General features: G+C 74.2%; 19 protein-coding genes and 1 pseudogene. 4 read left to right on the top strand and 16 right to left on the bottom strand.

Translation table 11 applies throughout. The features are described from left to right. Positions 1-12: 12 nt before the first annotated feature. Positions 13-1,797 (bottom strand): DUF4012 domain-containing protein, encoded by a 1,785-nt coding sequence (locus MRQ36_RS26490; protein ID WP_242799442.1) that lies wholly within the window; start codon positions 1,795-1,797, stop codon positions 13-15. 88 nt (positions 1,798-1,885) lie between these two features. Beyond that, a complete protein-coding gene (locus MRQ36_RS26485) occupies positions 1,886-3,148 on the bottom strand; it encodes a glycosyltransferase family 4 protein (protein ID WP_242799441.1) in 1,263 nt (420 codons plus the stop codon). 144 nt (positions 3,149-3,292) lie between these two features. Here MRQ36_RS26485 and MRQ36_RS26480 point away from each other — a divergent pair, with 144 nt between their 5' ends. Beyond that, positions 3,293-3,847: a low molecular weight phosphatase family protein gene (locus tag MRQ36_RS26480; protein WP_242799440.1), complete on the top strand. Its 555-nt coding sequence runs from the start codon at positions 3,293-3,295 to the stop codon at positions 3,845-3,847. Here MRQ36_RS26480 and MRQ36_RS26475 read toward each other — a convergent pair. Then, a complete protein-coding gene (locus MRQ36_RS26475) occupies positions 3,828-5,282 on the bottom strand; it encodes a polysaccharide biosynthesis tyrosine autokinase (RefSeq protein ID WP_242799439.1) in 1,455 nt (484 codons plus the stop codon). The two genes, MRQ36_RS26480 and MRQ36_RS26475, sit on opposite strands and share 20 nt — an antisense overlap. A gap of 186 nt (positions 5,283-5,468) precedes the next feature. Between MRQ36_RS26475 and MRQ36_RS26470 the strand changes: the two genes are divergently transcribed. Together MRQ36_RS26470 and nhaA are read left to right on the top strand one after the other, a co-directional pair. Further along, positions 5,469-7,316 (top strand): nucleoside-diphosphate sugar epimerase/dehydratase, encoded by a 1,848-nt coding sequence (locus MRQ36_RS26470; RefSeq protein ID WP_242799438.1) that lies wholly within the window; start codon positions 5,469-5,471, stop codon positions 7,314-7,316. A gap of 149 nt (positions 7,317-7,465) precedes the next feature. Further along, positions 7,466-8,794, top strand: coding sequence for a Na+/H+ antiporter NhaA (gene nhaA / locus MRQ36_RS26465; protein WP_242799437.1), 1,329 nt, complete (start codon positions 7,466-7,468; stop codon positions 8,792-8,794). Between the two features lie 97 nt (positions 8,795-8,891). Here the strand turns inward: nhaA and MRQ36_RS26460 are convergent, their stop codons facing one another. The 10 genes from MRQ36_RS26460 to MRQ36_RS26415 form a co-directional block, all read right to left on the bottom strand. Next, a complete protein-coding gene (locus tag MRQ36_RS26460; RefSeq protein ID WP_242799436.1) occupies positions 8,892-9,092 on the bottom strand; it encodes a hypothetical protein in 201 nt (66 codons plus the stop codon). Next, the gene (locus MRQ36_RS26455; protein WP_242799435.1) at positions 9,089-9,421 is read right to left on the bottom strand and encodes a hypothetical protein; all 333 of its coding nucleotides are present in this window, start codon (positions 9,419-9,421) and stop codon (positions 9,089-9,091) included. Before MRQ36_RS26455 ends, MRQ36_RS26460 begins: the two co-directional genes overlap by 4 nt. Further along, positions 9,418-9,786 (bottom strand): DUF1622 domain-containing protein, encoded by a 369-nt coding sequence (locus tag MRQ36_RS26450; RefSeq protein ID WP_242799434.1) that lies wholly within the window; start codon positions 9,784-9,786, stop codon positions 9,418-9,420. The genes MRQ36_RS26455 and MRQ36_RS26450 overlap by 4 nt, the downstream gene beginning before the upstream one ends. Before the next feature lie 60 nt (positions 9,787-9,846). After that, the gene (locus MRQ36_RS26445) at positions 9,847-10,434 is read right to left on the bottom strand and encodes a TMEM165/GDT1 family protein (RefSeq protein ID WP_242799433.1); all 588 of its coding nucleotides are present in this window, start codon (positions 10,432-10,434) and stop codon (positions 9,847-9,849) included. Positions 10,435-10,672: 238 nt separating this feature from the next. Beyond that, the gene (gene egtD, locus MRQ36_RS26440; protein ID WP_242799432.1) at positions 10,673-11,638 is read right to left on the bottom strand and encodes an L-histidine N(alpha)-methyltransferase; all 966 of its coding nucleotides are present in this window, start codon (positions 11,636-11,638) and stop codon (positions 10,673-10,675) included. A gap of 46 nt (positions 11,639-11,684) precedes the next feature. Beyond that, a complete protein-coding gene (gene egtC, locus MRQ36_RS26435; RefSeq protein ID WP_242799431.1) occupies positions 11,685-12,434 on the bottom strand; it encodes an ergothioneine biosynthesis protein EgtC in 750 nt (249 codons plus the stop codon). Next, positions 12,434-13,780, bottom strand: coding sequence for an ergothioneine biosynthesis protein EgtB (gene egtB / locus MRQ36_RS26430; RefSeq protein ID WP_242799430.1), 1,347 nt, complete (start codon positions 13,778-13,780; stop codon positions 12,434-12,436). Before egtB ends, egtC begins: the two co-directional genes overlap by 1 nt. After that, positions 13,777-15,012 carry an ergothioneine biosynthesis glutamate--cysteine ligase EgtA gene (egtA, locus tag MRQ36_RS26425; protein ID WP_242799429.1) on the bottom strand — a complete coding sequence of 412 codons (1,236 nt, stop codon included), beginning with the start codon at positions 15,010-15,012 and terminating at the stop codon, positions 13,777-13,779. Before egtA ends, egtB begins: the two co-directional genes overlap by 4 nt. 154 nt (positions 15,013-15,166) lie before the next feature. Continuing rightward, on the bottom strand, positions 15,167-15,703 hold the full coding sequence (locus tag MRQ36_RS26420; protein ID WP_242799428.1) for a hypothetical protein: 537 nt from the start codon (positions 15,701-15,703) through the stop codon (positions 15,167-15,169). Positions 15,704-15,944: 241 nt separating this feature from the next. Further along, complete coding sequence (locus MRQ36_RS26415; protein WP_242799427.1) at positions 15,945-16,595, bottom strand: RNA polymerase sigma factor; 651 nt, start codon at positions 16,593-16,595, stop codon at positions 15,945-15,947. Between the two features lie 512 nt (positions 16,596-17,107). Here MRQ36_RS26415 and MRQ36_RS34740 point away from each other — a divergent pair. Next, a pseudogene (locus MRQ36_RS34740) lies at positions 17,108-18,504 on the top strand (protein kinase). Positions 18,505-18,651: 147 nt separating this feature from the next. Here MRQ36_RS34740 and MRQ36_RS26405 read toward each other — a convergent pair. The 3 genes from MRQ36_RS26405 to MRQ36_RS26395 form a co-directional block, all read right to left on the bottom strand. Next, positions 18,652-19,131, bottom strand: coding sequence for a DUF1203 domain-containing protein (locus MRQ36_RS26405; protein ID WP_242799426.1), 480 nt, complete (start codon positions 19,129-19,131; stop codon positions 18,652-18,654). Positions 19,132-19,227: 96 nt separating this feature from the next. Further along, the gene (locus tag MRQ36_RS26400) at positions 19,228-20,052 is read right to left on the bottom strand and encodes a MerR family transcriptional regulator (protein ID WP_242799425.1); all 825 of its coding nucleotides are present in this window, start codon (positions 20,050-20,052) and stop codon (positions 19,228-19,230) included. Positions 20,053-20,115: 63 nt separating this feature from the next. Continuing rightward, a complete protein-coding gene (locus MRQ36_RS26395) occupies positions 20,116-21,717 on the bottom strand; it encodes an asparagine synthetase B (RefSeq protein ID WP_242799424.1) in 1,602 nt (533 codons plus the stop codon). Positions 21,718-21,719 lie beyond the last annotated feature (2 nt).

Raw genomic sequence — 21,719 nt, 5'->3', positions numbered from 1 at the left:
GGTGGGTTCCTCCTACTGGTCACAGCTTGGTGCGGAAACAACTTGGGTGGTCCATGGCGTGCTGGTCGGGGTGAGCAGCAGGTCGGCGGTACCGACGCCGGTCCGACCGGTCAGCAGCGTGAGGTCGAGGGTCCGGGTGGCCCCGGGCCGGACCTCGACGGTCGCGACGGTGACCTGGCGGCGACGGTCGGTCCCGCTGCCCATCGCCGTGGCCTTCCCGTCGAGCCGGCCGCCGAGCACCGCCCCGCCGGTGGGGCTGTACACCGCCAGGAAGGTGCGGGCGGTGTACGGATCACCGGCGAGGGCGAGGCCGGTGACGGACTCGCTCAGGCCGGAGCGCGGTGCGGTGGAGTGCACGGTGACCCGCAACCGCAACTCCCGGCGACCCTCCGGCTGGCAGTCGCCGACGGTCAGGCTCGCCGAGAACCTCAGGTAGTAGCCGAGCTTCGCGCCGCTGCCGTCGTTGAGGAACACGCCGACCGTCGGCACGGTGTCCTTTTCGGGGAGCGTCCCGGTCAACCGGCTGTCGCCGAGGATGCGCTGCTCTTCCGAATGGGCACTCCAGAACAATATCCGACGTTCGTCCACAGAACGGCTGAAAGCGCCCAGAAGGGTGCGGGCATCCACCCGTCTGGTGAGGAAGGCGTCGAACACCGCCGACGCGGCGGAGGCGAAGTAGGCGTCCTGCGCCGCCGGGTCGAGGTCCCGGTAGGCGTCGCTGAGCAGCGCCCGCACCACGGTCTCCGACGTCAGCGCCGCACCGCCCGGCACGGAGACCGGTCCGGTCGCCCGGAGCAGATGGGACAGCACCACCGGATCCACCGCCAGCACCCCGTCGACGACGAGGCCGGTCCGCCGCCGGACCATCTCTCGGTAGAGCGCGGCGGCCACCGGGAACTGCGGGCCGAGATTGACGTCGGCCGGATACATGCCGGGCAGGTCGGTCCAGAGCCGGCGCAGCTCCGGATCGACCCGCAGGGGCGGATCGAGCCGCGGCAGCGCGCCGCTGGTGCCCTGCTGGGCCAGCCGGATCCGGCCGTCCTCGGCGCGGATCACCGCGTAGGCGCCGAACATCCCCCCGGTCGCCCGCAGCTCGGCGGGGTTCTGCGACACCAGCAGATAGCGTCGGGGCCCGTCGGCGCCGAGCAGCGGCGGCAGCACCCGTGCGGCCTGCTCGGCGGCCCCGGTCAGGTCGGCCAGCCGGTCGATCTCCGCGCGCAGCGCGGTGAGCGCGTCGCGGATCTGGGCGACCAGGTCCCCGGTGGGGACCGAGGCCAACCGGTTGCGCGTGTCGCGTACCGCGCGGTCGGCGCCGGAGAGTTCACCGGCGACGGTACGCAGCCGACCCAGGTCGAGCCCGCCCTGGTGGGGCACCAGGGTGGAGAGGTCGACCCGCAGCAGGGCGGGGAACGCCTGCCGGGACAGGTCGTCGATGGCACTGGCGATCAGGTGGACGGTCGCCAGGTCGTCGCCGGCGTACGGACTCCACTGGCCGAGCCACCAGGCGGGACCGGTCGTCGCGTCCCGCGCCGAGCGGGCCTGTTCCTGCAGCGCCGCCAGGGTCCGCTGGGCCCGTGCGGTGTCGCCGCCGACCAGGTCAGCGCTGAGCTGCCGGGCCAGTCCGGCCGCGTTGACCAGGTGCGCGCGGGCCTGCCAACCGCGGAATGCGATCCAGCCTGCGGTGAGCGACAGCACCGAGAGGACGACCAGGCCGCTGAGCAGGGCACGCCGGATCCGGGCCCGGCGTCGACGCCGGACACGTCTCCGTTGACGCCGCAACTCACCGCTCTCGGTCACCGCACTCCCCACTCGACAAAACGGACAACAACCACCATTGATCGTGTTGTAGCACGAACTCGTCCCCTCATGTGTGGTTTCCGGTCCTTTATCCCGGGAATCCGTTTCGCGAGTTTCGCTCGGCGGGGCGATCGATCCGCCCGGCTCCCCCCACCACGTCGTGGAGCAGGCGCTCGATCCGGTCGACCCCGGCCCGCAGCGACATCTCCCGCAGGTAGGCCTCGCGCCCCCGCCGCCCCATGTCCGCCCGGGCCGGCGGCGGGATGGCCGAGGCCAGCCACAACCGGTCGGCCAGCGCGGCCCAGTCCTCCGGCGGGCAGGACAACCCGGCCCGCGCCCGCTCGACCAGCGTCACCGTGTCGCCGGCCGCGGAGGCGACCACCGGCGACGCGCAGGCCAGGGCCGACTGGAGCTTGCCGGGCACGGTGCCGCGCAGCTCGGGCCGGTCGCGCAGCATCACCAGCTGGTAGTCGGCCGCCGCGTAGAGCTGCGGCATGTCGACCGGTGACCGCCGCTCCACGAAGCGGACGTTCTCCGCCCGCAGTTCCGCGGCGAGCCCCCGCACCCGCCGCTCCTGTGCCCCCGAACCGACCAGGACGAGGTCCAGCCGGCCGTCCAGGGCCGCCGCCGCCCGTACCGCGGTCTCCAGCCCCTGCCGCGCCCCGATCGTCCCGGCGTGCATCACCACGCACCGGCCGTCCCGGCGGACCAGCCGCCGGGCGGCCGGACCCGGCTCGGTCGGCCGGAAGATCCGCTCGTCCGTCCAGTTCAGCACCGTCCGTACCCGGCGCGGGTCCGCGCCGCCGTCGACCACCAGCCCTCGCATCGACGGGGCGCTGACGGCGATCCCGTCGGCCTCCCGGTAGAGCCGTCGCAGGGTCGTCCCCAACCGGCCCGACCAGCCGCGCGCTCCACCGTCGGTCCGGTCCTCCGCGGACCAGACGTCCTGCACGTGCAGCACGGTCGGCACCCGACCGAGCAGCCGGAGCAGGCCCGCGGCGGCGAAGGTCAACGGCGGCAGCTGGAACACGTACAGGGCGTCGACGTCGCGCAGGTAGCGACGGCCGGTCAGGGCGACGCTGCCGGCGAAGGAGAGCCAGCTCGCCAGCTGGGCGCCGGCGGAGCCGTCACCTCCGGTGTAGCGCGGCACCCGGCGGACGGTCAGCCGCTCGCTCTGGGTCTGGTGCCGCCAGCGTTGCCGCCAGCCCGGATAGACGTGGCCGCCGGGATAGTCCGGGAAGCCGGTGAGGACGCGTACCTCGTGCCCCCGGGCGGCCAGCTCCTCGGCCAGGCTGCCCGGGATGAAGGCCGGCTCCGGCGGGAAGTGGTAGGACAGGATCCCGATCTTCATGGCCGGTCCTCCGGCGCGGCATCCGCCGACCCGGCCGTGAGCGCCCCGTACGATGCCGGCATCCCCTCCGCGTCCGGCCGCGACCGCCGGAGCGCTGCCGTCGCGGGCGTCCCGCCCGCGACCGCGCCGACGAGAGGGGTCGTGATGGACGACAGGGTGCTGTTCGTGTGCCACGCCAACATGTGCCGGTCGCCGATGGCCGAGTTCATCGCCCGCCGGCTCCTCGCCGCGCATCCGGTCACCGTGGCCAGCGCCGGCACCGACGCCCTCGACGACCGGCCGATGCACCCGTACGCGGCCGAGGTGGCGGCCGGGACCGGCGCCGACCCGACCGGCTTCCGCACCCGCCGGTTGCGTCCGGAACACCTGACCGCCGCGACCCTGGTGCTCACCGCGACCCGGCGGCAGCGGTCGCACTGCACGTCGCTGGCCCCGGCCGCGCTGCACCGGACGTTCACCGTGCGGCAGTTCGGTCGGCTGGTCCGGGCGGCGGACGCCCCGACCGACCACGGCGGCGCGGTGCTGCGGGCCGTGGTCGGGGCGGCGAGCCAGGCCCGGGGACGGCTGCAGCCCGCCGCCCCAGAGGCGGACGACCTGCTCGACCCGATCGGCGGCTCGCCGGCGGACTTCCGGCGCTGCGCCGAGGAGATCGAGCGGTCGATCGCCGCCGTGGTCGCGCTCATCGCGGCAGCCGGCTGAGTTCCCGGGTCCGGTCGTCGGTCTCCGACCCGGCGCCGTGGCGGGCCGCGCGGGCCCGGTCCGCCGGTACGGCGGCCGGCGCGGCCGGCACCGTGACCCGGTAGCTCTCGTACTGGTAGGCGTCCGCCTTCGGCACCTTGGCCATGTTCAGCACACAGCCGAGCAGCCGTACCGAGACCGAGTGCAGTGCTGCCGCCGCCGTGGCCACCTGGCTGCGCGACGTCCGGCCCTGCTGGGTGACCAGCAGCGCGCCGTCGGCCTGCACGGCCACCACCACCCCGTCGGTCACCGCCAGCATCGGCGCGGTGTCGATGATCACGATGTCCGCGGATTCCCGCAGGGCGATCAGCAGGTCGGCCATGGCCTTGGAACCGAGCAGTTCACTCGGGTTGGGCGGCGCGGCACCGCTGGGGAGCACCAGCAGGGACTTGTCGCCCCAGCGCTGGACGACGTCGCCCACCTGGACGTCGCCGAGGAGCACGTCGGTGAGGCCGACACCGCTGTCGAGGCCCAGGTAGTGGGCGACCTTGGGTTGTCGCAGGTCCGCGTCGATGAGCAGCACCCGCCAGCCCGCCTCGGCCAGCGCGATGGCCACGTTGCACGACAGCGTCGTCTTGCCCTCGCCCTGCAGGGCGCTGGTGACGGCGATGACCCGCGCCGGCTCGTGCACGTCCACGAACCGCAGGTTGGTCCGGAGCTTGCGGACCGCCTCGGCCCGGGCCGAGTTGGCCGCCTCGCCGACGATGAGCGGGGCGGACCGGGCCGCGGCCTCGAAGGGGATCTCTCCGAGCAACGGACTGCCAGTCGCCCGTTGCAGGGCGGCGGCGTCCCGCATCCGGTCGTCGATCAGCCCGCGCAGCACCGCCAGACCCAGGCCGAGCAGCAGACCGAGCAGGCCACCGACGAGCAGGTTCCGGGTCGGCTGCGGCGACACCGGGCTGGAGGTCACCCGGGGCCCGCCGACCACCTCCAACTTGACCAGCGGGGACTTCTGGTCCGGCGGGGTCTCGACCTTCTGCACGAGGTCCACGAACTTCGCCGAGAGCGTCTCGACGGTCTTCAGCGCACGGTTCTGGTCGGTGTCGGTGAAGGTGGCGCGCAGCAGGACGGTCTCCGGCTGGGTGGAGGTGCTGAGCCGGCTCTGCACCTGGTCGGCGGTGAGGCCGAGCGGGTTCTCGGCCACCACGCTCTGCGCCAGCCGGTCGCTGGTGAGCAGGTCCGCGTAGGACTTCACCCGCTGCTGGACGAAGAAGCCGCCCTGGTAGGCGGTGGAGACCCCCTGGCTGGGAGTGGTCACGAAGAAGGTCACCGAGGCGACGTACCGGGGCGGCGTCCGCACGGTGACGACCGCCGCCGCACCGAGTGCCGCCATGAGGGTGACCAGGACGATCCACCAGTGCCGACGGATCAGGCGCAGGTAACCACGAGCATCCATCACATCCCCCGTTCCGCCAGGTCGGCCAACCAGTCAAACCGCACGAAATCCCCCTATTGGAACAAACGACGTGCCAGGATCTAAACCGTTCATTGGTCGCGCTAGGCGACCCAACGAATGTAGACCATCAAAACCGTTCATACGGCGTCAATCACCCCAATACCGGATCAGATGCAGAGGGCAACCATGGACCGCACTGTCACCGCCGTCGGACCGCTCCGCGGCTGGATCGCCCGCCGGGCGGCCGTCCTGTCTCTGTTAACGCTGGACAGCGCCGCGTGGTGCGGCGGATTTCTCATCGCGGCGTGGACGCGCTACGAATTCGACCTCGACGCCGCCCTCGCCGGGCGCGTCGTCGCCGTCGCGCTCGTCTGCGCGGCCCTGCACGCCGCGATCTTCGTGCTGCGCTCCCGGATGCACGGGCGGCACGCGGTGGGCAGCGCCGGCGAACTCCACGAGGTGGCCGGCAGCGCCGGCCTGGTCACCCTCGCCGCCCTGGTCACCCTCGTGCCGATGTCCGCCCGCCCCGTGCCGGCCAGCACGCCGGCGGTCGGCGCGGCGGTCGCCCTGGTCCTGATGGGCGCCGCCCGCGCCGTCTGGCGGCTGCGGCGGGACCGGCACCACCGGCCGGTCGCCACCGCCGAGCGGACCCTCGTGTACGGCGTCGACGCGGCCAGCGAACGACTGGTCCGGGCCCTGCTCCGGGATCCTGCGGGCCGCTACCTGCCGGTGGGCCTGCTCGACGACGACCCGCTGCACCGCAGGCTCCGGGTCGAGGGGGTGCGGGTGCTCGGCGGTCGGGACCAGATCGACGAGGCGATCCGGCGCAGCCGGGCCAGCACGGTGATCTTCTCGATGAGCGGCTCGGACGCCGAGCTGATGCGGGACGTGCGCGCCCGTACGCTGCGGGCCGGCGCCGCCTTCAAGGTGCTCCCACCGGTACGCGACCTGCTGGACCGGCCGGTCACCGTGACCGACGTACGGGACATGCAGATCACCGACCTGCTCGGGCGGGCGCAGCGGGTCGCCGAGCTGGCCATGGAGTGCAACGGGCTGGCCGGCCGCCGGGTGCTGGTCACCGGGGCCGGGGGTTCCATCGGTTCGGAGCTGTGCCGGCAGATCGCGCGGTGCGAGCCGGGCGAGCTGATGATGCTGGACCGGGACGAGTCGGCGCTGCACGCGTTGCAGATGTCCCTGCACGGTCGGGCGCTGCTGGACGGACCGGACCTGATCCTGGCCGACATCCGCGACGCGCAGGGGATCGCCCGGATCATCGCCGACCGGCAGCCGGACGTCGTCTTCCACGCCGCCGCGCTCAAGCACCTGACCCTGCTCCAGCGGCACCCCGGCGAGGCGATCAAGTCCAACGTCTGGGGGACCCTCAACGTCCTCGAGGCATGCGGGGACGTGACCCAGTTCGTCAACATCTCCACCGACAAGGCCGCCAACCCGATCAGCGTGCTCGGCTACTCGAAGCGGATCACCGAGCGGCTCACCGCCCAGCACGCCGCGCAGCTCGGTGGGGCGTACCTCAGCGTCCGGTTCGGCAACGTGCTCAGCAGCCGGGGGTCGGTGCTGACCGCGTTCCGGGCGCAGATCGAGGCCGGCGTGCCGATCACCGTCACGCACCCCGACGTCACCCGGTACTTCATGACCGTGCAGGAGGCGGTGCAGCTGGTCCTCCAGGCCGCCACGATCGGCCGAGGCGGCGAGGCGCTGGTCCTCGACATGGGTGAGCCGGTCCGGATCGCCGACATCGCTCGCCGGCTCGCCGCGGAGGCGGCCGTCCCCGCCGAGATCGTCTTCACCGGCCTGCGCCCCGGCGAGAAGCTGCACGAGGACCTCTTCGGCACCGACGAGACCGACAGTCGACCCCTGCACCCGCTCGTGTCGCACGTCCGGGTGCCGGCGCTGGACCCGCAGGAGGTACGCGGGCTCGACCCGTACGCCGACCCGGACGAGCTCGTCAAGCGGCTGGCGGCACTCTGCACGGAGGTCGGCGCCCCGCTCACCGCCGTGCCCCTCCCCCGCTGAGCCGGACCGGAGGTGGGACGGGTCACCTCGACCCGTCCCGTCACCGGTCGCCCCTGGACGGGTGGGCGGATAGGGTCGGAAGCGGTGTGCCGGGAAGTCTGGTCGGCGGTTGGCTCCCCCGTGCTCCGACTCAGAGGTGACCTACGCGCATGCCCCTGCACACCCCGAACCCCGACCAGCGTCGCCCCGCCGACCGGTTGTTCTCCCGCCGGTCCTGGCCGGAGGCGCGGTTCCTCGCCGATGTGCTGCGTACCGAGACGGTGGGCGGTGGCCTGCTGCTGCTCGGGGCGGTGCTGGCCCTGCTCTGGGCCAACTCGCCGTGGCGGTCGTCGTACGCCGAACTGGGCCGCTGGGTGCCGTGGCCCGGCGGGGCCGCGCTGCACCTCGACCTCAGCCTGGCCACCTGGGCCGCCGACGGCCTACTGGCGATCTTCTTCTTCGTGGTCGGGCTGGAGCTCAAACGCGAGTTCGTCGCCGGGGACCTGCGCGACCCCCGCCGGGCGGCGCTACCGGTGGTGGCCGCGCTGGGCGGCATGCTGGTGCCGGCGCTGTGCTACCTCGCGGTGACCACGGCGGCCGGCGGTACCGGGCTGCGCGGCTGGGCCATCCCCACCGCCACCGACATCGCCTTCGCCCTGGCCGTGCTGGCGGTGGTCGGCTCGCATCTGCCGGCCGGGTTGCGGGCGTTCCTGCTCACCCTCGCGGTGGTGGACGACCTCTTCGCGATCACCATCATCGCGGTCTTCTACACCGCCGAGTTCCACCCGCTGCCGCTGCTCGCCGCCCTCGTGCCGATCGGGCTGTTCGCCCTGCTGGTGCAGCGGCGACTCCTCTGGTCGTGGGCGCTGGTCCCGCTCGGCGTCGCCGCGTGGGCGCTGGTGCACGCGTCCGGGGTGCACGCCACCGTGGCCGGGGTGCTGCTCGGCTTCACCGTGCCGGTACTGCCGTCGCGGGGCGGCGGGCCGGGCCTGGCGGAACGGCTGGAGCACCGGTGGCGCCCCCTGTCGGCCGGCTTCGCGGTGCCCGTCTTCGCCTTCTTCGCCGCCGGCGTGACGCTGGTCGGCACCGATTTGGGCGAGGTGTTCACCGACCCGGTGGTGCTCGCGGTGGTGGCCGGCCTGGTGCTCGGCAAGACCGTCGGGGTATTCGGGTCGACGTACCTGCTGGCCCGGTTCACCCGCGCCGAACTGGACGAGGAGATCGGCTGGTCCGACCTGTTCGGGGTGGCGCTGCTGGCCGGCATCGGCTTCACCGTGTCGCTGCTCATCGGCGAGCTGGCGTTCGGCCCGGGCAGCACGGCCGACGAGCGGGTCAAGGCGGCGGTGCTGCTCGGCTCGGTGGCCGCCGCCGTCCTCGCCACGATGGTCCTGCGCCGGCGCAACGCGGTCTACCGGCGGATCGCCGAGCGGGAGAGCCGCGACGACGACGGCGACGGCATCCCGGACGTCTACCAGGAACGGCCGGCGCAGGAGCGCTGACCGACCATGGTGATCGAGGCGGGTCGCTCAGGTGGCGGTATCCGGAGCCTGCGGACGCCGCCACCTCGCGGGTCCGGTGAGCGGAACCGTGACCTGCTCACCGCCGCCGGTCGGCCGGCTCCTCGTCGGTCTCCGACGTCTCCTCCAGCGCGTCGGCGAACGGCTCGGTGAAATCGTCGCCCGGCACCGCGACCTCCTCGGCGCGGTCCTGCTCGTCGGCGCGCCCGCCCGGCGGCGGCTCGGGAGCGGTGGCGCCACCGGCGAAGCCGTACTCGTTGGGCTCGTCGTGCCTGCTCATGGGCATGTCCTCCGGTCGTGGTCTGGTTCGCCTCTCGTCGCCCACGCTAAGCGGTGATCGTCTCCTCCGCAGCGCGGCGGGGATCTTCGCACCGGCCCGGGCGGTCCGGCGGCCACCGCGGCCCAGAGGACCTGCCGCAGCGCCACCACGGCCGCCGCCGCACCCAGCGCCGACCAGCTCCGGGCCAGCGAGAGGTGCAGCAGCCCGGCGGCGACCAGCAGGTCCAGCAATACCCGCAACGCAGCGCGCCAGGCGCCGGTGGTCGCCAGGGCGGTCAGGCCGGCGACGAACGCCAGCGCGGTGGTCAGGTCCACCAGCGCGGCGGTCACCGCGACGACCGGTGCGCGGTCTCCACCTGACGCTCGCCCTGGACCTGCCGCTGCTCCTGGGCGATCTCCCGACGGAGGAAGTAGTTCAGCGCGGTCCGGATGGTGGCGATCGCGGCCAGCTGCCCGATCTGGGCGAAGGTCGGCGACACCGCGGTACGCAGGATGTCCGCGGCGAGCTGGAACTCCAGTCCGAGGGTGAGGAACCGGCCGAGGGAGAGCCGGATCGGGGTGAACAGCGCGGCGCTGCGCTGCCGCAGTCCCACCACCACGAAGCGCAGCGCCGCCCAGACCGCACCGACGAAGATGATCAGTGCGCCGGCGATCTCCACCACGGCGACCAGGATCTGGTCGCCGTGGCGAAGCACTTCCGACCACCGCACCCGGGGGCGTTACCCGTCCCGGGCGACGGTAGTCCGCAGCCCGGCTCAGCCGAGCTGGTCGACCGCCTCGAAGATCAGCCACAGGCCGCAGATGGCGAAGAGCACGGCGGCGCCGTAACGGATCGTCTTCTCCGGCAGGTGCCGGCCGAGCAGCCGGCCGACCAGGATCGCCAGGGCGTCGGCGGCGACCATGCCGAGCGTCGAACCGAGCCAGGTGCCGAACCAGCCGTACTTGGTGGCCAGGGTGATGGTGGCGAGCATCGTCTTGTCGCCCAGCTCGGCGAGGAAGAACGCGACGCCGACCGCGACGATCGCCGACTTGCCGGTCTTCTCGGCCTTGCGCTTCTCCTCCTCGGTGAGCTTGTCCCCGCGCAGGGTCCAGGCGCCGAAGGCGAGGAACGCCAGACCGGCGATCAGCGAGATCCAGCCGGTGGGCAGGGTGGCACCGAGGCCGTAGCCGATGCCCACCGAGGCCAGGTGCACGATCGCGGTGGCCACGGTGATGCCGATCAGCACCGGTACGGGCTTGAACCGCGTGGCGAACGTCAGCGCCATCAGCTGGGACTTGTCGCCCAGCTCGGCGACGAAGATGACGCCGAAGCTGATCACCAGCGCGACGAGGAAACCGTCCATGAGAACCTTCCCGATCAGGCCGGGAGGAGGTATGGGGCGCCCTCGACCCGGCTGTGACAGCCTGAGTCGAAGGTCTCGCCCGCCCCGGGGACCGGGGCCGCGTGGCCGGGTGCGGAACGCACCAGTGTGTCGACCACGACATTGGGGGCTACTCCCCTTCGCGCCGCCCAGCCTAGTCGACCGCCGGGGGCGGGACCGCCGCGGGTGAACAGGCTCACCCGCGACGGCCCCCGGCGGCTCAGTCGGCCCGCGCCAGCGTCACGCCGAACAGGCCGTCGGGATCGGTCCAGAACTCCTCGCTGACGAACCCGGCGGCGGCCAGCTCGGCGGCGATCCCCTCGGGCCGGAACTTCGCCGAGATCTCGGTCCGCAGCTCCTCCCCGGCGGCGAAGTCGACGCTCAGGTCCAGCACCCGTACCCGCATGGGCCGCTCGGCGCGCAGCCGCATCTCGATCCACTCGTGCTGCGGGTCCCAGACCGCCACGTGCCGGAAGGACTCCGGATCGAAGTCCGCGCCCAGCTCCCGGTTGATCACCCGCAGCACGTTCCGGTTGAACTCGGCGGTCACCCCGGCCGCGTCGTCGTACGCCGGGACGGTCACCGCCGGGTCCTTCACCAGGTCGGTGCCGATCAGCAGCCAGTCCCCCGCCTCGAGCGCCGCCCGCATGGCGGCGAGGAAACCCGCCCGCTCCGCCGGTGGCAGGTTGCCGATCGTGCCACCGAGGAAGACCACCAGGCGCCGGCCGCCGGTGGGCAGCCGGTCGAGCTGCCGGGTGAAGTCGCCGACGATGCCGCGGACCCGCAGGCCGGGATAGTCGGCGGCGATCTGGTCGGTGGACCGGCGCAGCGCGCTGACCGACACGTCCAGCGGCACGAAGGTGCCCAGCCCGCCGCGCCGGGTGAAGGCGTCCAGCAGCAGCCGGGTCTTCTCCGACGAGCCGGACCCCAGCTCGATCAGCGTCTTCACCCCGGTCAGCTCGGCGATCCGGTCGGCCCGTTCGGCGAGCACCGCCCGCTCGGCGCGGGTCGGGTAGTACTCCGGCAGCCGGGTGATCTCCTCGAACAGCTCGCTGCCCCGGGCGTCGTAGAACCACTTCGGTGGCAGCCACTTCGGCTCGGCGGTCAACCCGACCCGTACGTCCTCCCGCAGGCCGCGGTCGAGGTCCTGCTCCTCCAGGTAGATCTCCAGAGGTTCCGCGCTCATGAGGTGTCCCTTCTCCAGCCGACCATCCCTGTCCACCTGCCCGGTGTCACACCCCCGGCAGGGTGCGGGTACGCACCCCGGCGGCGGTGGCCACCACCAGCTGCCCGTCCGGCACCGCCTGCCAGCCGGGGTCGTCGTCGAGCGGTTCCGAGGCGAGCAGCACGGCCGCGCCCGTGGCCCGGACCGACAGCGCGTGCCCGGCGACCGTCGCCACCGCCAGCCGCCCGTCGGTGAGCAGCAGGTTCAGCCGCGAACCGGGTGCGACCGCCGCCACCGAAGCGACGGTCGCGGCGAGGGCCTCGACGGGGTCCTCCCCGGCCCGCAGCCGGTGCCGCACCAGCGCCCAGAGCAGCGCCGCGTCGGTCGGCGCGTCGAGCGTGATCAGGTCCCGGACCGGCAGGTCGGCGGCGAGCGGCAGCACCGAGTCGGGCCAGCCCCGGACCACCCCGTTGTGGCTGAACAGCCACCGCCCCTCGGCGAACGGGGCCACCGCGCTCTCCTGCACCGGCATGCCGACGGTCGCCGAGCGGACCGCCGCCAGCACCGCGCCCGCCACCGTCACCGCGGCCAGTTGGGGCAGGGTGGCGTCGCCCCACATCGGCTGCGCCCGCCGGTAGCGGACCGGGTCGGCGTCGGCGCCGGGATACCAGCCGACGCCGAAGCCGTCGGCGTTGATCGTGCCGCCGCCGCGCATGTCGCGCGGCGCCCAGGACTGCCGCGCCAGCGCGTACGGCGGGTCGTAGAGCAGGGTCCGCAGCCCGACCGGCGGGCCGAGGTACGCCAGGTGCCGACACATCAGGCGGCTCGCCCCGCCCGGATCTCCTCGGCGGTGGCGTCCCGGGCGCAGCGGAAGCCGCTGAAGATCTGCCGGCGGATCGGGTAGTCCCAGTTGCGGAACGTGCCCCGGCAGGCGGCCCGGTCGGTGCCGAACGAGCCGCCGCGCAGCACCCGGTAGTCGTCGCCGAAGAAGACCTCGGAGTATTCCCGGTAGGGGAAGGCGGCGAAGCCCGGGTGACCGCGGAAGGTCGTCGACGTCCACTCCCAGACGTCCCCGATCAGCTGGTGCACGCCGAGCGGCGAGGCCCCCGCCGGGTACGCCCCGACCGGCGCCGGCCACAGGTGCCGCTGGCCCAGGTTGGCGTGTGCCTCGGTCGGCTCGTCGTCCCCCCACGGCCAGCGGCGGGACCGGCCGGTCGCCGGGTCCCAGCGGGCCGCCTTCTCCCACTCCGCCTCGGTGGGCAGCCGCTTGCCGGCCCAGGCCGCGTACGCCCGCGCCTCGTGGAAGCAGACGTGCACCACCGGCTCGTCGTCGCGGACCGGGGACCACCGGCCGAACCGCTGGTACGCCCAGCCGTCGCCGTCGCGGCGCCAGTGCATCGGCGCGGTCAGTCCCGCGTCGAGGCGGTGCCGCCACCCCGCCTCGCTCCACCAGCGCGGCTCGTCGTAACCGCCCTCGGCGATGAACCGCCGGTACGCGCCGTTGGTCACCGGCGCGGCGTCGATGACGTACGCGGGCAGGTCGACGGGGTGCGCGGGACGCTCGTTGTCCAGCGCCCACGGGTCGGTGGAGGTGCCCATGGTGAACCGGCCCGCCGGCACCAGCACCTCGGCGGCGACCCGGCCCCGCGGCTCGGGCGGCGCTGGCGCGTGCAGCACGGGTGCGCCGGAGCGCAGCTGGTGGGTGGCGAGCATGGTCTCGTCGTGCTGCTGCTCGTGCTGCACGATCATGCCGAACGCGAACCCCTCGGCCACCAGGTCACGGTCGGCGAACCGGATGCCGTCCAGCAGGTCGTACACCTTGTCCCGGACGGTCGCCACATAGGCGCGCGCCTCGGCCGGCGGCAGCAGCGGCAACGACGGCCGGTCCTTGCGGGGCTGCTTGAACGCGTCGTACAGGTCGTCGATGTCCCGGCGGACCGGGTCCCGCCCGCCGACGTCCCGGACCAGCCACAGCTCCTCCTGGTTGCCCACGTGGGCGAGGTCCCAGACCAGCGGGGACATCAGCGGCGAGTGCTGCCGCACCAGGTCGGTGTCGTCGACGGCCTCGGTGAGCAGCGCCGTCCGGGCCCGGGTCCGGGCCAGTTCCGCCGCGATCCGGTCGCGCAGCTGCGCCTCCGTACCGGGCTCCTCGATGGTGGTCACGGCTGTCCCCTTCCCGCGGCGGCACGGCGCCGCCGGATTCCTCGGCTCGTCTCCTCGTCGATGCCGGGCGGCAGCGCCAGCCGCGGCAGGGCCGCCAGGGCCAGGTCGAACAGGTCGGCCGCCGCCGAGGCCAGTGGCCGGTCGCCGAGGCCGTACCGGGCGGCCGCGTGCCAGCGGTCGGCGACCGGGGTGGCGACGGTCAGCGCGTCCCTCGTGGTTTCCGGACCGGCGAGCAGCGCGGCCAGCACCGCCAGCGGCAGCGTCCACCCGTCGTCCGGCTGGGTGTCCAGGTAGCGGACCTCGAGGTACCCGCGCGGACGCACGGGCGGGAAGAGCGTGCTGACGTGGTATTCGAGGTCGTCGGTGGTGGGTGGCCGGGGCAGCGCACCGGCGATCCAGTCGGCGAAGGTGACACCCGGTGGCGGGGTCCAGTCCGGGCCGTCGTCGCGCAGGCAGAGCAGCGGCGCGGCCAGCACGTACGCCGTCCAGGCGGCGACCGGGTCCGCGTCCGGGCAGGTCGGCGACCAGACCGGCCGGGTGCGGGCGGGGTCGATGGCCAGCCAGGCCGCCATCCGTGCCGACGCCCATCCGGTACGGCGGCCGGCGTGCCGGTCGGCGGTGGCGAACGCGGCGAGCAGCGGCGGTCCGACCGCGTGCACCGCCGCCCAACGCTCGGCGAGTCGGTCCGGCTCACCGGCATCCAGGCAGACCTGGAGGCCGGCGGTGCTGTACATCATGGTCCGGCCGGCCGGACCCCGTCGGTCGAAGACGCACCGCATGGCCTGGTAGCGCGGGGTCTGGACGACCGGGGCCGGGGCCCGCCACGGGTCGATGCCGGTCCGGCCGAGGATCAGGCCGGCTGTCGAGAGGGTGGCGCTCAGCTCGGCGATGTCGGCCCGGGTGGCTTGGATCAGGGCACCGACGCCGGTGCGTGGCGGGGTGGAGATCTCCACCTGTCCGCCCGGCTCGACGGTGACCACGCCGCCGTGCCGCAGCCGGCGGGCGGGGCTGGTGCTGTCGATGGTGCGGGGGCTGTACGCCCCCAGCGCGGCCCGCAGCCGCTCCCGGTCGACCGGGCGGGCGGGGTCCGTCGCGTCGTGCACGGTCCATTCCAGCTCGACGCCCGTGTGCGTCGGTGGGCCGGTCTTGAAGCAGATCCTGGCGATGTGCCCCGCGGCGGCGGCCTCCTCCCGCAGGACGGTGGCCCGGTCCAGTTCCGGCGACATCACCACCAGACGGCTCCCTTCCCCCGCGCGGAGTCCCACCGCTGGGCCATCCGCGCCGTCACCCACCGTGTGCGGCCGGCGCGTCCGCGGTCTCACCATCCTCTGTCTAGCAGATGAAATCCGCGCGTCGTCACATTTGAAACTTTGTCCGGATCCGACCTCAGCCCACCGGCCCGGTGCCGGTCCGGTGGGTCGGGACGACGGGGTCCGGCACGGCCGGCGGGCCCGCCGATCGGGTGGTCCGGGGCGCGGTCGAGGCCTTGGGGGATGCCTTGGGGGATGCCTTGGGCGAGGCCGCCGGCACCAGCCGTCCGCAGTACGCCTCGACCTGGTCCACGCCGCCGGCGGCGGCCACCAGGTCGGCGAAGGCCGGTGTCTCCAGTGCCTTGGCCCGCTGCCCGGACGACTTCGCCTGGTAGGCCCGGCACCGCCCGGTGAGCCGGTGGACGTCGGCCGTCTTCTCCGGTCGGCCGGGCGTCGCGCCGGTCGGGGTGGGCGCCGCGGAGGGGGTGGGAGCACCCGTGGTGGGGGTGCCGCCCCGGCTGCCCGACGGTGACCCGTCGACGCCGGAGCCGGCGCCGGCCGAGGTCGTCGGCGCCGACGGCGGGCGAGCCGGCTCCTCCGGCCGGTCGAGGCTCACCGCGGCGAAGGCGATGCCGGCGGTGGTGGTGGCGGCGAGCCCGGCGACCCAGGCCACCGCGCCGAGGCGTACCCCTCGTCGGCGGGGTGACCGGGCCGGCGCCGGCGCGGGGTTCGCCCGGGCCGCCCGGAAGGCGGCGAGGGCCTGCTCCTCCCCGGAGAGCTCCTCGGGGCGGCCGGGGCAGCGGCGGCGGCGAGCAGCCGGTCGAGCGGTTCGGCGTCCCGCGCCGGCGGTCGGCCGGCACGGATCCCGGCCAGGCGGCGCTCGGACTCGGCGGACCCGGCGGACCGGCGAAATCTCATCCAGGTTCCCTCATCTCAGCCGTCCGCCGGCTCGGTGTGCAGCGCCGACCGGCCCCGGCCGGCACGGGGCGCGGCGGCGCGGCCTCCCCGGCCCGGCCGGACGGTTCACCGAGGTCGGTACGTTCCAGCATCGCGGCGAGCCGACGCAGGCCCCGGTGCGCGGCGGTCCGCACCGCTCCGGGCCGCTTGCCGAGCACCCGACCGGCGGTCTCCGCGTCGAGTCCGATGACCGCGCGCAGCAGCACCGCCTCGGCCTCGCGCGGCGGCAGCGTGGCGATCAGCGCGAGCGCCGCCTCGGTGCCGATCGTCTCGCCGGCCCGCTCGGCGGTGTCCGCGTCGCCGGCCAGCTCGTTGAGGGCCTGGACGGGGACCGGGAGGGACGGGCGGCGGCGTTGCCGCCGCAGGTGGTCCATCGCCCGGTTCCGGGCGATCGTCACCGTCCAGGCCCGGAACTCCCCGCCGGTGAAGCTGGGCAGGTCACGGGAGATCTGCAACCAGGTCTCCGAGGCGACGTCCTCGGCGTCCGCCCCGACCAGGGCGGTGAGATAGCGCAGCAGGCCGGGCTGCAGGCTCCGGTAGAGGAAACGGAACGCCTCCTCGTCGCCGGCCTGCGCCGCGACCACCGCCTCGCTCAGCTCACCGGTCATGGACCCGCCGTTCCCGCCGTCCTGGTTGCCCGGGCCGACCCACGGCAGGGCCGGCGTGCACGACCTCGACCCGCACCATCAGCCCCCCGCTGACCCGATTCCGCCCGACGCCGGGGCGCTCGGGCAGCACGTCACCTGCCACGAAGTACGGCCGTCGGCGGACATACCGTACCGGCGCCATGGGCTGGGCCGGAGCCGGGCTAACGCTAGGAGTGGGCCGGTGGGTGGGCAAGCCGACGTCCGGGCGATGAAGAGTGACAAATGTCCAACCGGGTGGACGGCGCGTCGGCGTAACGCTTTCCGGCCCTCCGACGCTTGGGGCCGGCGGTCGCCAGGAGCGGATCGACGGGGGCTTCCGCGCTCACGCCTCGCAGATAGTACCCGGGCCGTCACGGTGAGCCGTCCCTCCCGGGTCGGGTGGCCGTTCGGCCGGGTCGAACGGAACCGACCGCCGCCCGCGAGGAGGGAGATCGCCGGAAATACTTCGCCGCCGCACTGGGTACGGTATTGGGGTGTTGTCATCGGAGGTCCTCCTCAGCGGTCGGTACCGCCTGGACGAACGTGTCGCCACCGGCGGCATGGGCGACGTCTGGCGTGCCACGGACCAGGTCCTCGGCCGCCAGGTGGCGGTGAAGGTCCTGCTTCCGGCGCTGGTGTCCGACCCCGACTTCATCGCCCGGTTCCGCGCCGAGGCCCGCATCATGGCGTCCCTGCGGAACCCGGGCATCGTCCAGGTCTTCGACAGCGGCCAGGACGAGCTGCCGGACGGCAGCCGCGCCGACTATCTGGTGATGGAGTTCGTCGAGGGCGAACCGCTGTCCCGACGGATCGAGGACGCCGGCCAGCTCGACGTCGCCGAGACCATGTCGATCGTGGCGCAGGTGGCCCAGGCCCTGCACGCGGCGCACGCCCGCGGCATCGTCCACCGGGACGTCAAGCCCAGCAACCTGCTGGTGCAGGAGGACGGCACGGTGGTGCTGGTCGACTTCGGGGTGGCCCGGTCGGTCAACGTGACGAGCATCACCAGCGCCAACGCGGTCCCCGGCACCGCCCTCTACATGGCCCCCGAGCAGGCCGCCGGTCGCCCGGTCTCCGGCGCGACCGACATCTACGCCCTCGGCGCGGTGGCCTACTGCTGCCTCACCGGCGGCCCGCCCTTCACCGGCGACAACCCGCTCCAGGTCGCCGTGCGACACCTCGACGACGAGCCGCCGGAGCTGCCGCAGGACATCCCCGAGCCGGTCCGCGCACTGGTCGCCCGCGCCCTCGCCAAGGACCCGGCCGACCGCTTCGCCACCGGCGCCGCGATGGCGGAGGCGGCGCGGGCCGCCGGCTTCGAGTCGCCGACGGCGATGGTGCCGATGACGCTGCGCCGCCCGAACGGCGGCGCCGCGGCGGGCACCACCCGTGACGACCTGGCCGTCGCGTCGCCGGCCACGATCGCGCCAGCCGGCCGGCGGGGCCGCCGCGGCACCCTGGTCGGCGCGCTCGCCGCGGTGCTGGTGGCGTTGGCCGGGCTCGGCGCTGCGCTCGCCACCACCGGTGCGGCCGACCTCCCGGCGACCACCGTCGAGACCACCAAGGCCACGGTCCCGCCCAGCGGCGAGCCCGACGACCAGCCGGCCGCGACCGAGGCGGCCCCGACCGACCAGCAGGGCCGCACCTACCGGCCGAACATCCCGGGCGCCGTCCCTCCGCGTCGGGCTCCGCGACGCCGAGCCCCGCGCCGAGCGCGACGGCCGACCCGGCGCCGTCGAGCAGCCCGTCGACGACGAAGCCCGCCGACCCGGTGCCGACCACCCAGAGCACCCCGCCGGACCCGGTCCCGACCACGCAGAGCACCCCGCCGGACCCGCCGCCGACCACGGAGAGCACCCCGCCCAACCCGCCCCCGGCCGGCACCACCTGACCCGAACGACGTCGCGCTCCGATCCCCACCGGGGACCGGAGCGCACTCGTTTCGAGGGTCGGCGGCCGAGCAGGTGCGCGTCGGCGGTGAACGGTCCCGGCCCGTCGGCGCGTACGCCTGCCGTTCCTCGCCGCCGCCGGGTGCGGTTCAGCCGGTGGTCCGCTCGACGGTGAACATGAAGCAGCCGTGCACCACGTTGCGGCTGTGCAGCCGGCAGACGGCCGGGTCCGCGAAGAGGTCGGCGACGACCGCCTCGGGGTCGGTGCCGTCGTGCAGTCGGCCGCCGTGGATGCGGCCCCGCCGGTCGTACGCCCGCAGCACCTGCGGCCGTCCCCGCCAACCGGACGGGTAGCGGTCCGTGCGGTCCGGGCCGGGACAGTCGGCGTCGTGCGCGAAGATCGGCCCGACCTCCCGGTACGGCCCGGCCGCCAGCGGTGGGGCGTACCCGAAGAGCAGCAGCGGCTCGCCCGGCGCGGCGTCCCGCAGGCAGCAGCGCAGCGGCTCCCCGCCCTCGGCGGTCGTCCGTTCGACGGGCTGGCCGGCGACGTCGTGGCCGGTGCGCCGCACCTCGGCCAGCACGTCGGCGGGCAACGGACCGATCCGGTACGTGGGATGTGTGGTGGTCATCGGCCCAGCCTCGCCGGTCGCGCGGTCGGATGCTGGCGGCGATCGGACCTGGCGCTGCCGGCCGGGCTGCCGCCTCGGCAAGCAGCCCGGCGGCGATCAGCGGCGGGAGACCGGGATCTGGAGTTCGGTCACGCCCTTCTCCGGCTCGTCCTGGCAGTAGTCGAGGTAGACCTCGCGCGCGTAGCCGTCGGCGCGGTAGCCGTTGTCCTCGATCCACCGGGCGAGGACCTGCATGCTCCGGTCCACCTCGTCCATCGGCCCGTGGTGCACGACGGTCGCCGCGGTGGGCACCGCCGGCAGGTCGACGACGGCGACGTCGCGCGCCGCCGACGGGTCCGCGGCGACGGTCACCCCGGCGTGCACCACCACCGCCTCCCCGTCGCCCGCCGGCTCGTACCAGGCGATGGTCGGCCCGGCGGGCGGGATGTGGGCGTCGGCCAGCCGGCGGAACAGCTCCGGGTAGAGCGGCTGGATCACCGGGCTGATGGCCGGCGCCTCGTAACTGGCGGCCAGGGCCGTCAGCTCCGCGATCCGGACCGGTGCGATCTCCTTGAGTACGACGTCCTCGGTGGTCATCCGACCCTCCGTCTCGATCATGCGGAGTCTCGCCTCGACCTCGCGCAGCCGGGCGGTGTCCGCCTCGACCTGCGCCGCCAGCTGAGCGTGGCGCAGCCGCAGCATGCCGCGCAGCTCGCCGACGTCGACCGCGTCGTCGACGACGTCCCGGACCTGCTCCAGGGTGAGCCCCAGTTCCTTGAGGGCGATCACCCGGTTGAGCCGGCGCAGCTGGTCGGCACGGTAGTACCGGTAGCCGGTGTGCGGGTCGACGGCGGCCGGGCGCAGCAGCCCGATGCCGTCGTAGTGCCGCAGCATCCGGACCGACACCCGACCGAGCCTGGCGAATTCTCCGATGGTGAACATGGCCCCCTCACGCTCGCCCCTGACACGGTGTCAGAGTCAAGCGGTGGAGGCGACGCCTACCCCTCAGCGCGCCGGGGCACGCCGGCGGGCCCGCGGGCCGACCAGGCGGCGGACCACCGGGGCGGCGTTCCAGCGGGCCGCGCCGACGAGGTCCCGGGCGTGCTCCAGCATCGTGTAGTCGGGGCGGGCCAGCCCGTCGGCGATCGCCCGGTCCAGGTCGTTGCCGCAGCGGGTGAGCACGCTGTCGAAGTCGCGGCGGACCGGTTCCAGCAGGTCGTAGCCGAAGGAGCGGTGGATCCGGGCGAAGAGCGGCTTGTAGAGCCGGGCCCGTTCGTGCAGCCCCGAGGAGTACGACATCGGGTTCTTCGGCCGCCGCCGGACATAGTCGGGCAGCACGTCGGCGAAGGCCCGCCGGACGATCCACTTCTCCTGCCCGTCGCGCATCTTGAGCGCCAGCGGCAGCCGCATGGCCAGCTCCACGACGCTCAGGTCGAGGAACGGCACCCGGGCCTCCACGCCGTGGTCCATGCTGGCCCGGTCCACCCGCTGCAACTCCGTACGACAGAGGTTGCGGATCTTGTGGAGGAAGAGCCGGCGGGACCGCTCGGGCCCGACCTCGTGATACATCGGGTAGCCGCCGAAGAGTTCGTCCGAGCCGTCCCCGGTGAGAACGACCTTGACCCCCAGTTCGCGCAGTCGCCGGAAGATCGGCACCGACACCACCGCGTTGATGATGTCGCCGTACTCGGTCAGCTCGGAGATCCGGATCGCCTCCCGGACGTCGGCCAGCCGGACGTCGCGCGGGCGCAGCTCCACCACCTCGTGCGGCACCCCCAGGTCGCGGGCGAGCCGCCGCGCGTACGCCACGTCCGGGCTGTCCGGCACGCCGACGGTGACCGCCACGCAGTTCGGGTGCAGCTGGTGCACGTGCAGCAGCGCCAGCGAGCTGTCCAGTCCGCCGGAGAGCACCACCCCCACCGGCAGGTCGGTGTCCACCCGCATCCGGATGCTGTCGGTGAGCGCGGCGCGGACGAGCAGGGCGGCCTCGTCCGGGTCGTCGATCACCGGCAGTCCCACGCCGAGGGTGAGCAGGTCGACGTGCGGACGCAGCCGCACCCGGCCGTCGGGCTCGGCCCAGCCGTGGTGCCCGGGCGGCACCTCGCTGATCGGCGCACCGTGCCCGACCAGCGCCTTCACCTCGGAGGCGAGGTGCAGGCAGCCGCGGCTGCGGGACCAGTAGAGCGGCTTGACGCCCAGCGGGTCGCGGGCCAGGTAGACCCGCCCGGTGGCCCGCTCGACGACGGCGAAGGCATACTCGCCGCGCAGCCGGCGCACCGCGTCCTCACCCCAGACCAGGTACGCGGCCAGCACCACCTCGGTGTCGCCGGTCGTGCGGAAGGCGTACCCGAGCCGCGTCAGCTCCACGCGCAGCTCGTGGTGGTTGAAGATCTCGCCGTTGTAGCAGAGCAGGTGCCGCTCGTCGGCCGAGACCCAGGGCTGCACGGCCCGGTCCCGGTCCACGATCCGCAGCCGCCGCACCCCGGCGAGCAGGCCGTTCTCCTGCCGGGTCTCGGTCACCTCGCCGCGCGGGGCGAGGACGGCCAGCATCCGGCGGAAGGTGGCCGGGTCGGCCTCCGGGCCGATGCTCAGCGCGATGCCGCACATGT

Source organism: Micromonospora sp. R77, from assembly GCF_022747945.1.
GTDB lineage: Bacteria > Actinomycetota > Actinomycetes > Mycobacteriales > Micromonosporaceae > Micromonospora.
This window is presented reverse-complemented; position numbering and strand designations above follow the sequence as displayed.

What these genes read in the sequence shown, in the direction of transcription:
- MRQ36_RS26400 (WP_242799425.1), bottom strand. Translation starts at nt 20,052, where the DNA reads ATGTTCACCATCGGAGAATTCGCCAGGCTCGGTCGGGTGTCGGTCCGG.
- egtD (WP_242799432.1), bottom strand. Translation starts at nt 11,638, where the DNA reads ATGAGCGCGGAACCTCTGGAGATCTACCTGGAGGAGCAGGACCTCGAC.
- MRQ36_RS26405 (WP_242799426.1), bottom strand. Translation starts at nt 19,131, where the DNA reads ATGACCACCACACATCCCACGTACCGGATCGGTCCGTTGCCCGCCGAC.
- MRQ36_RS26445 (WP_242799433.1), bottom strand. Translation starts at nt 10,434, where the DNA reads ATGGACGGTTTCCTCGTCGCGCTGGTGATCAGCTTCGGCGTCATCTTC.
- egtC (WP_242799431.1), bottom strand. Translation starts at nt 12,434, where the DNA reads ATGTGTCGGCACCTGGCGTACCTCGGCCCGCCGGTCGGGCTGCGGACC.
- MRQ36_RS26480 (WP_242799440.1), top strand. Translation starts at nt 3,293, where the DNA reads ATGGACGACAGGGTGCTGTTCGTGTGCCACGCCAACATGTGCCGGTCG.
- MRQ36_RS26475 (WP_242799439.1), bottom strand. Translation starts at nt 5,282, where the DNA reads ATGGATGCTCGTGGTTACCTGCGCCTGATCCGTCGGCACTGGTGGATC.
- MRQ36_RS26485 (WP_242799441.1), bottom strand. Translation starts at nt 3,148, where the DNA reads ATGAAGATCGGGATCCTGTCCTACCACTTCCCGCCGGAGCCGGCCTTC.
- MRQ36_RS26460 (WP_242799436.1), bottom strand. Translation starts at nt 9,092, where the DNA reads ATGAGCAGGCACGACGAGCCCAACGAGTACGGCTTCGCCGGTGGCGCC.
- nhaA (WP_242799437.1), top strand. Translation starts at nt 7,466, where the DNA reads ATGCCCCTGCACACCCCGAACCCCGACCAGCGTCGCCCCGCCGACCGG.
- MRQ36_RS26395 (WP_242799424.1), bottom strand. Translation starts at nt 21,717, where the DNA reads ATGTGCGGCATCGCGCTGAGCATCGGCCCGGAGGCCGACCCGGCCACC.
- MRQ36_RS26470 (WP_242799438.1), top strand. Translation starts at nt 5,469, where the DNA reads ATGGACCGCACTGTCACCGCCGTCGGACCGCTCCGCGGCTGGATCGCC.
- MRQ36_RS26415 (WP_242799427.1), bottom strand. Translation starts at nt 16,595, where the DNA reads ATGACCGGTGAGCTGAGCGAGGCGGTGGTCGCGGCGCAGGCCGGCGAC.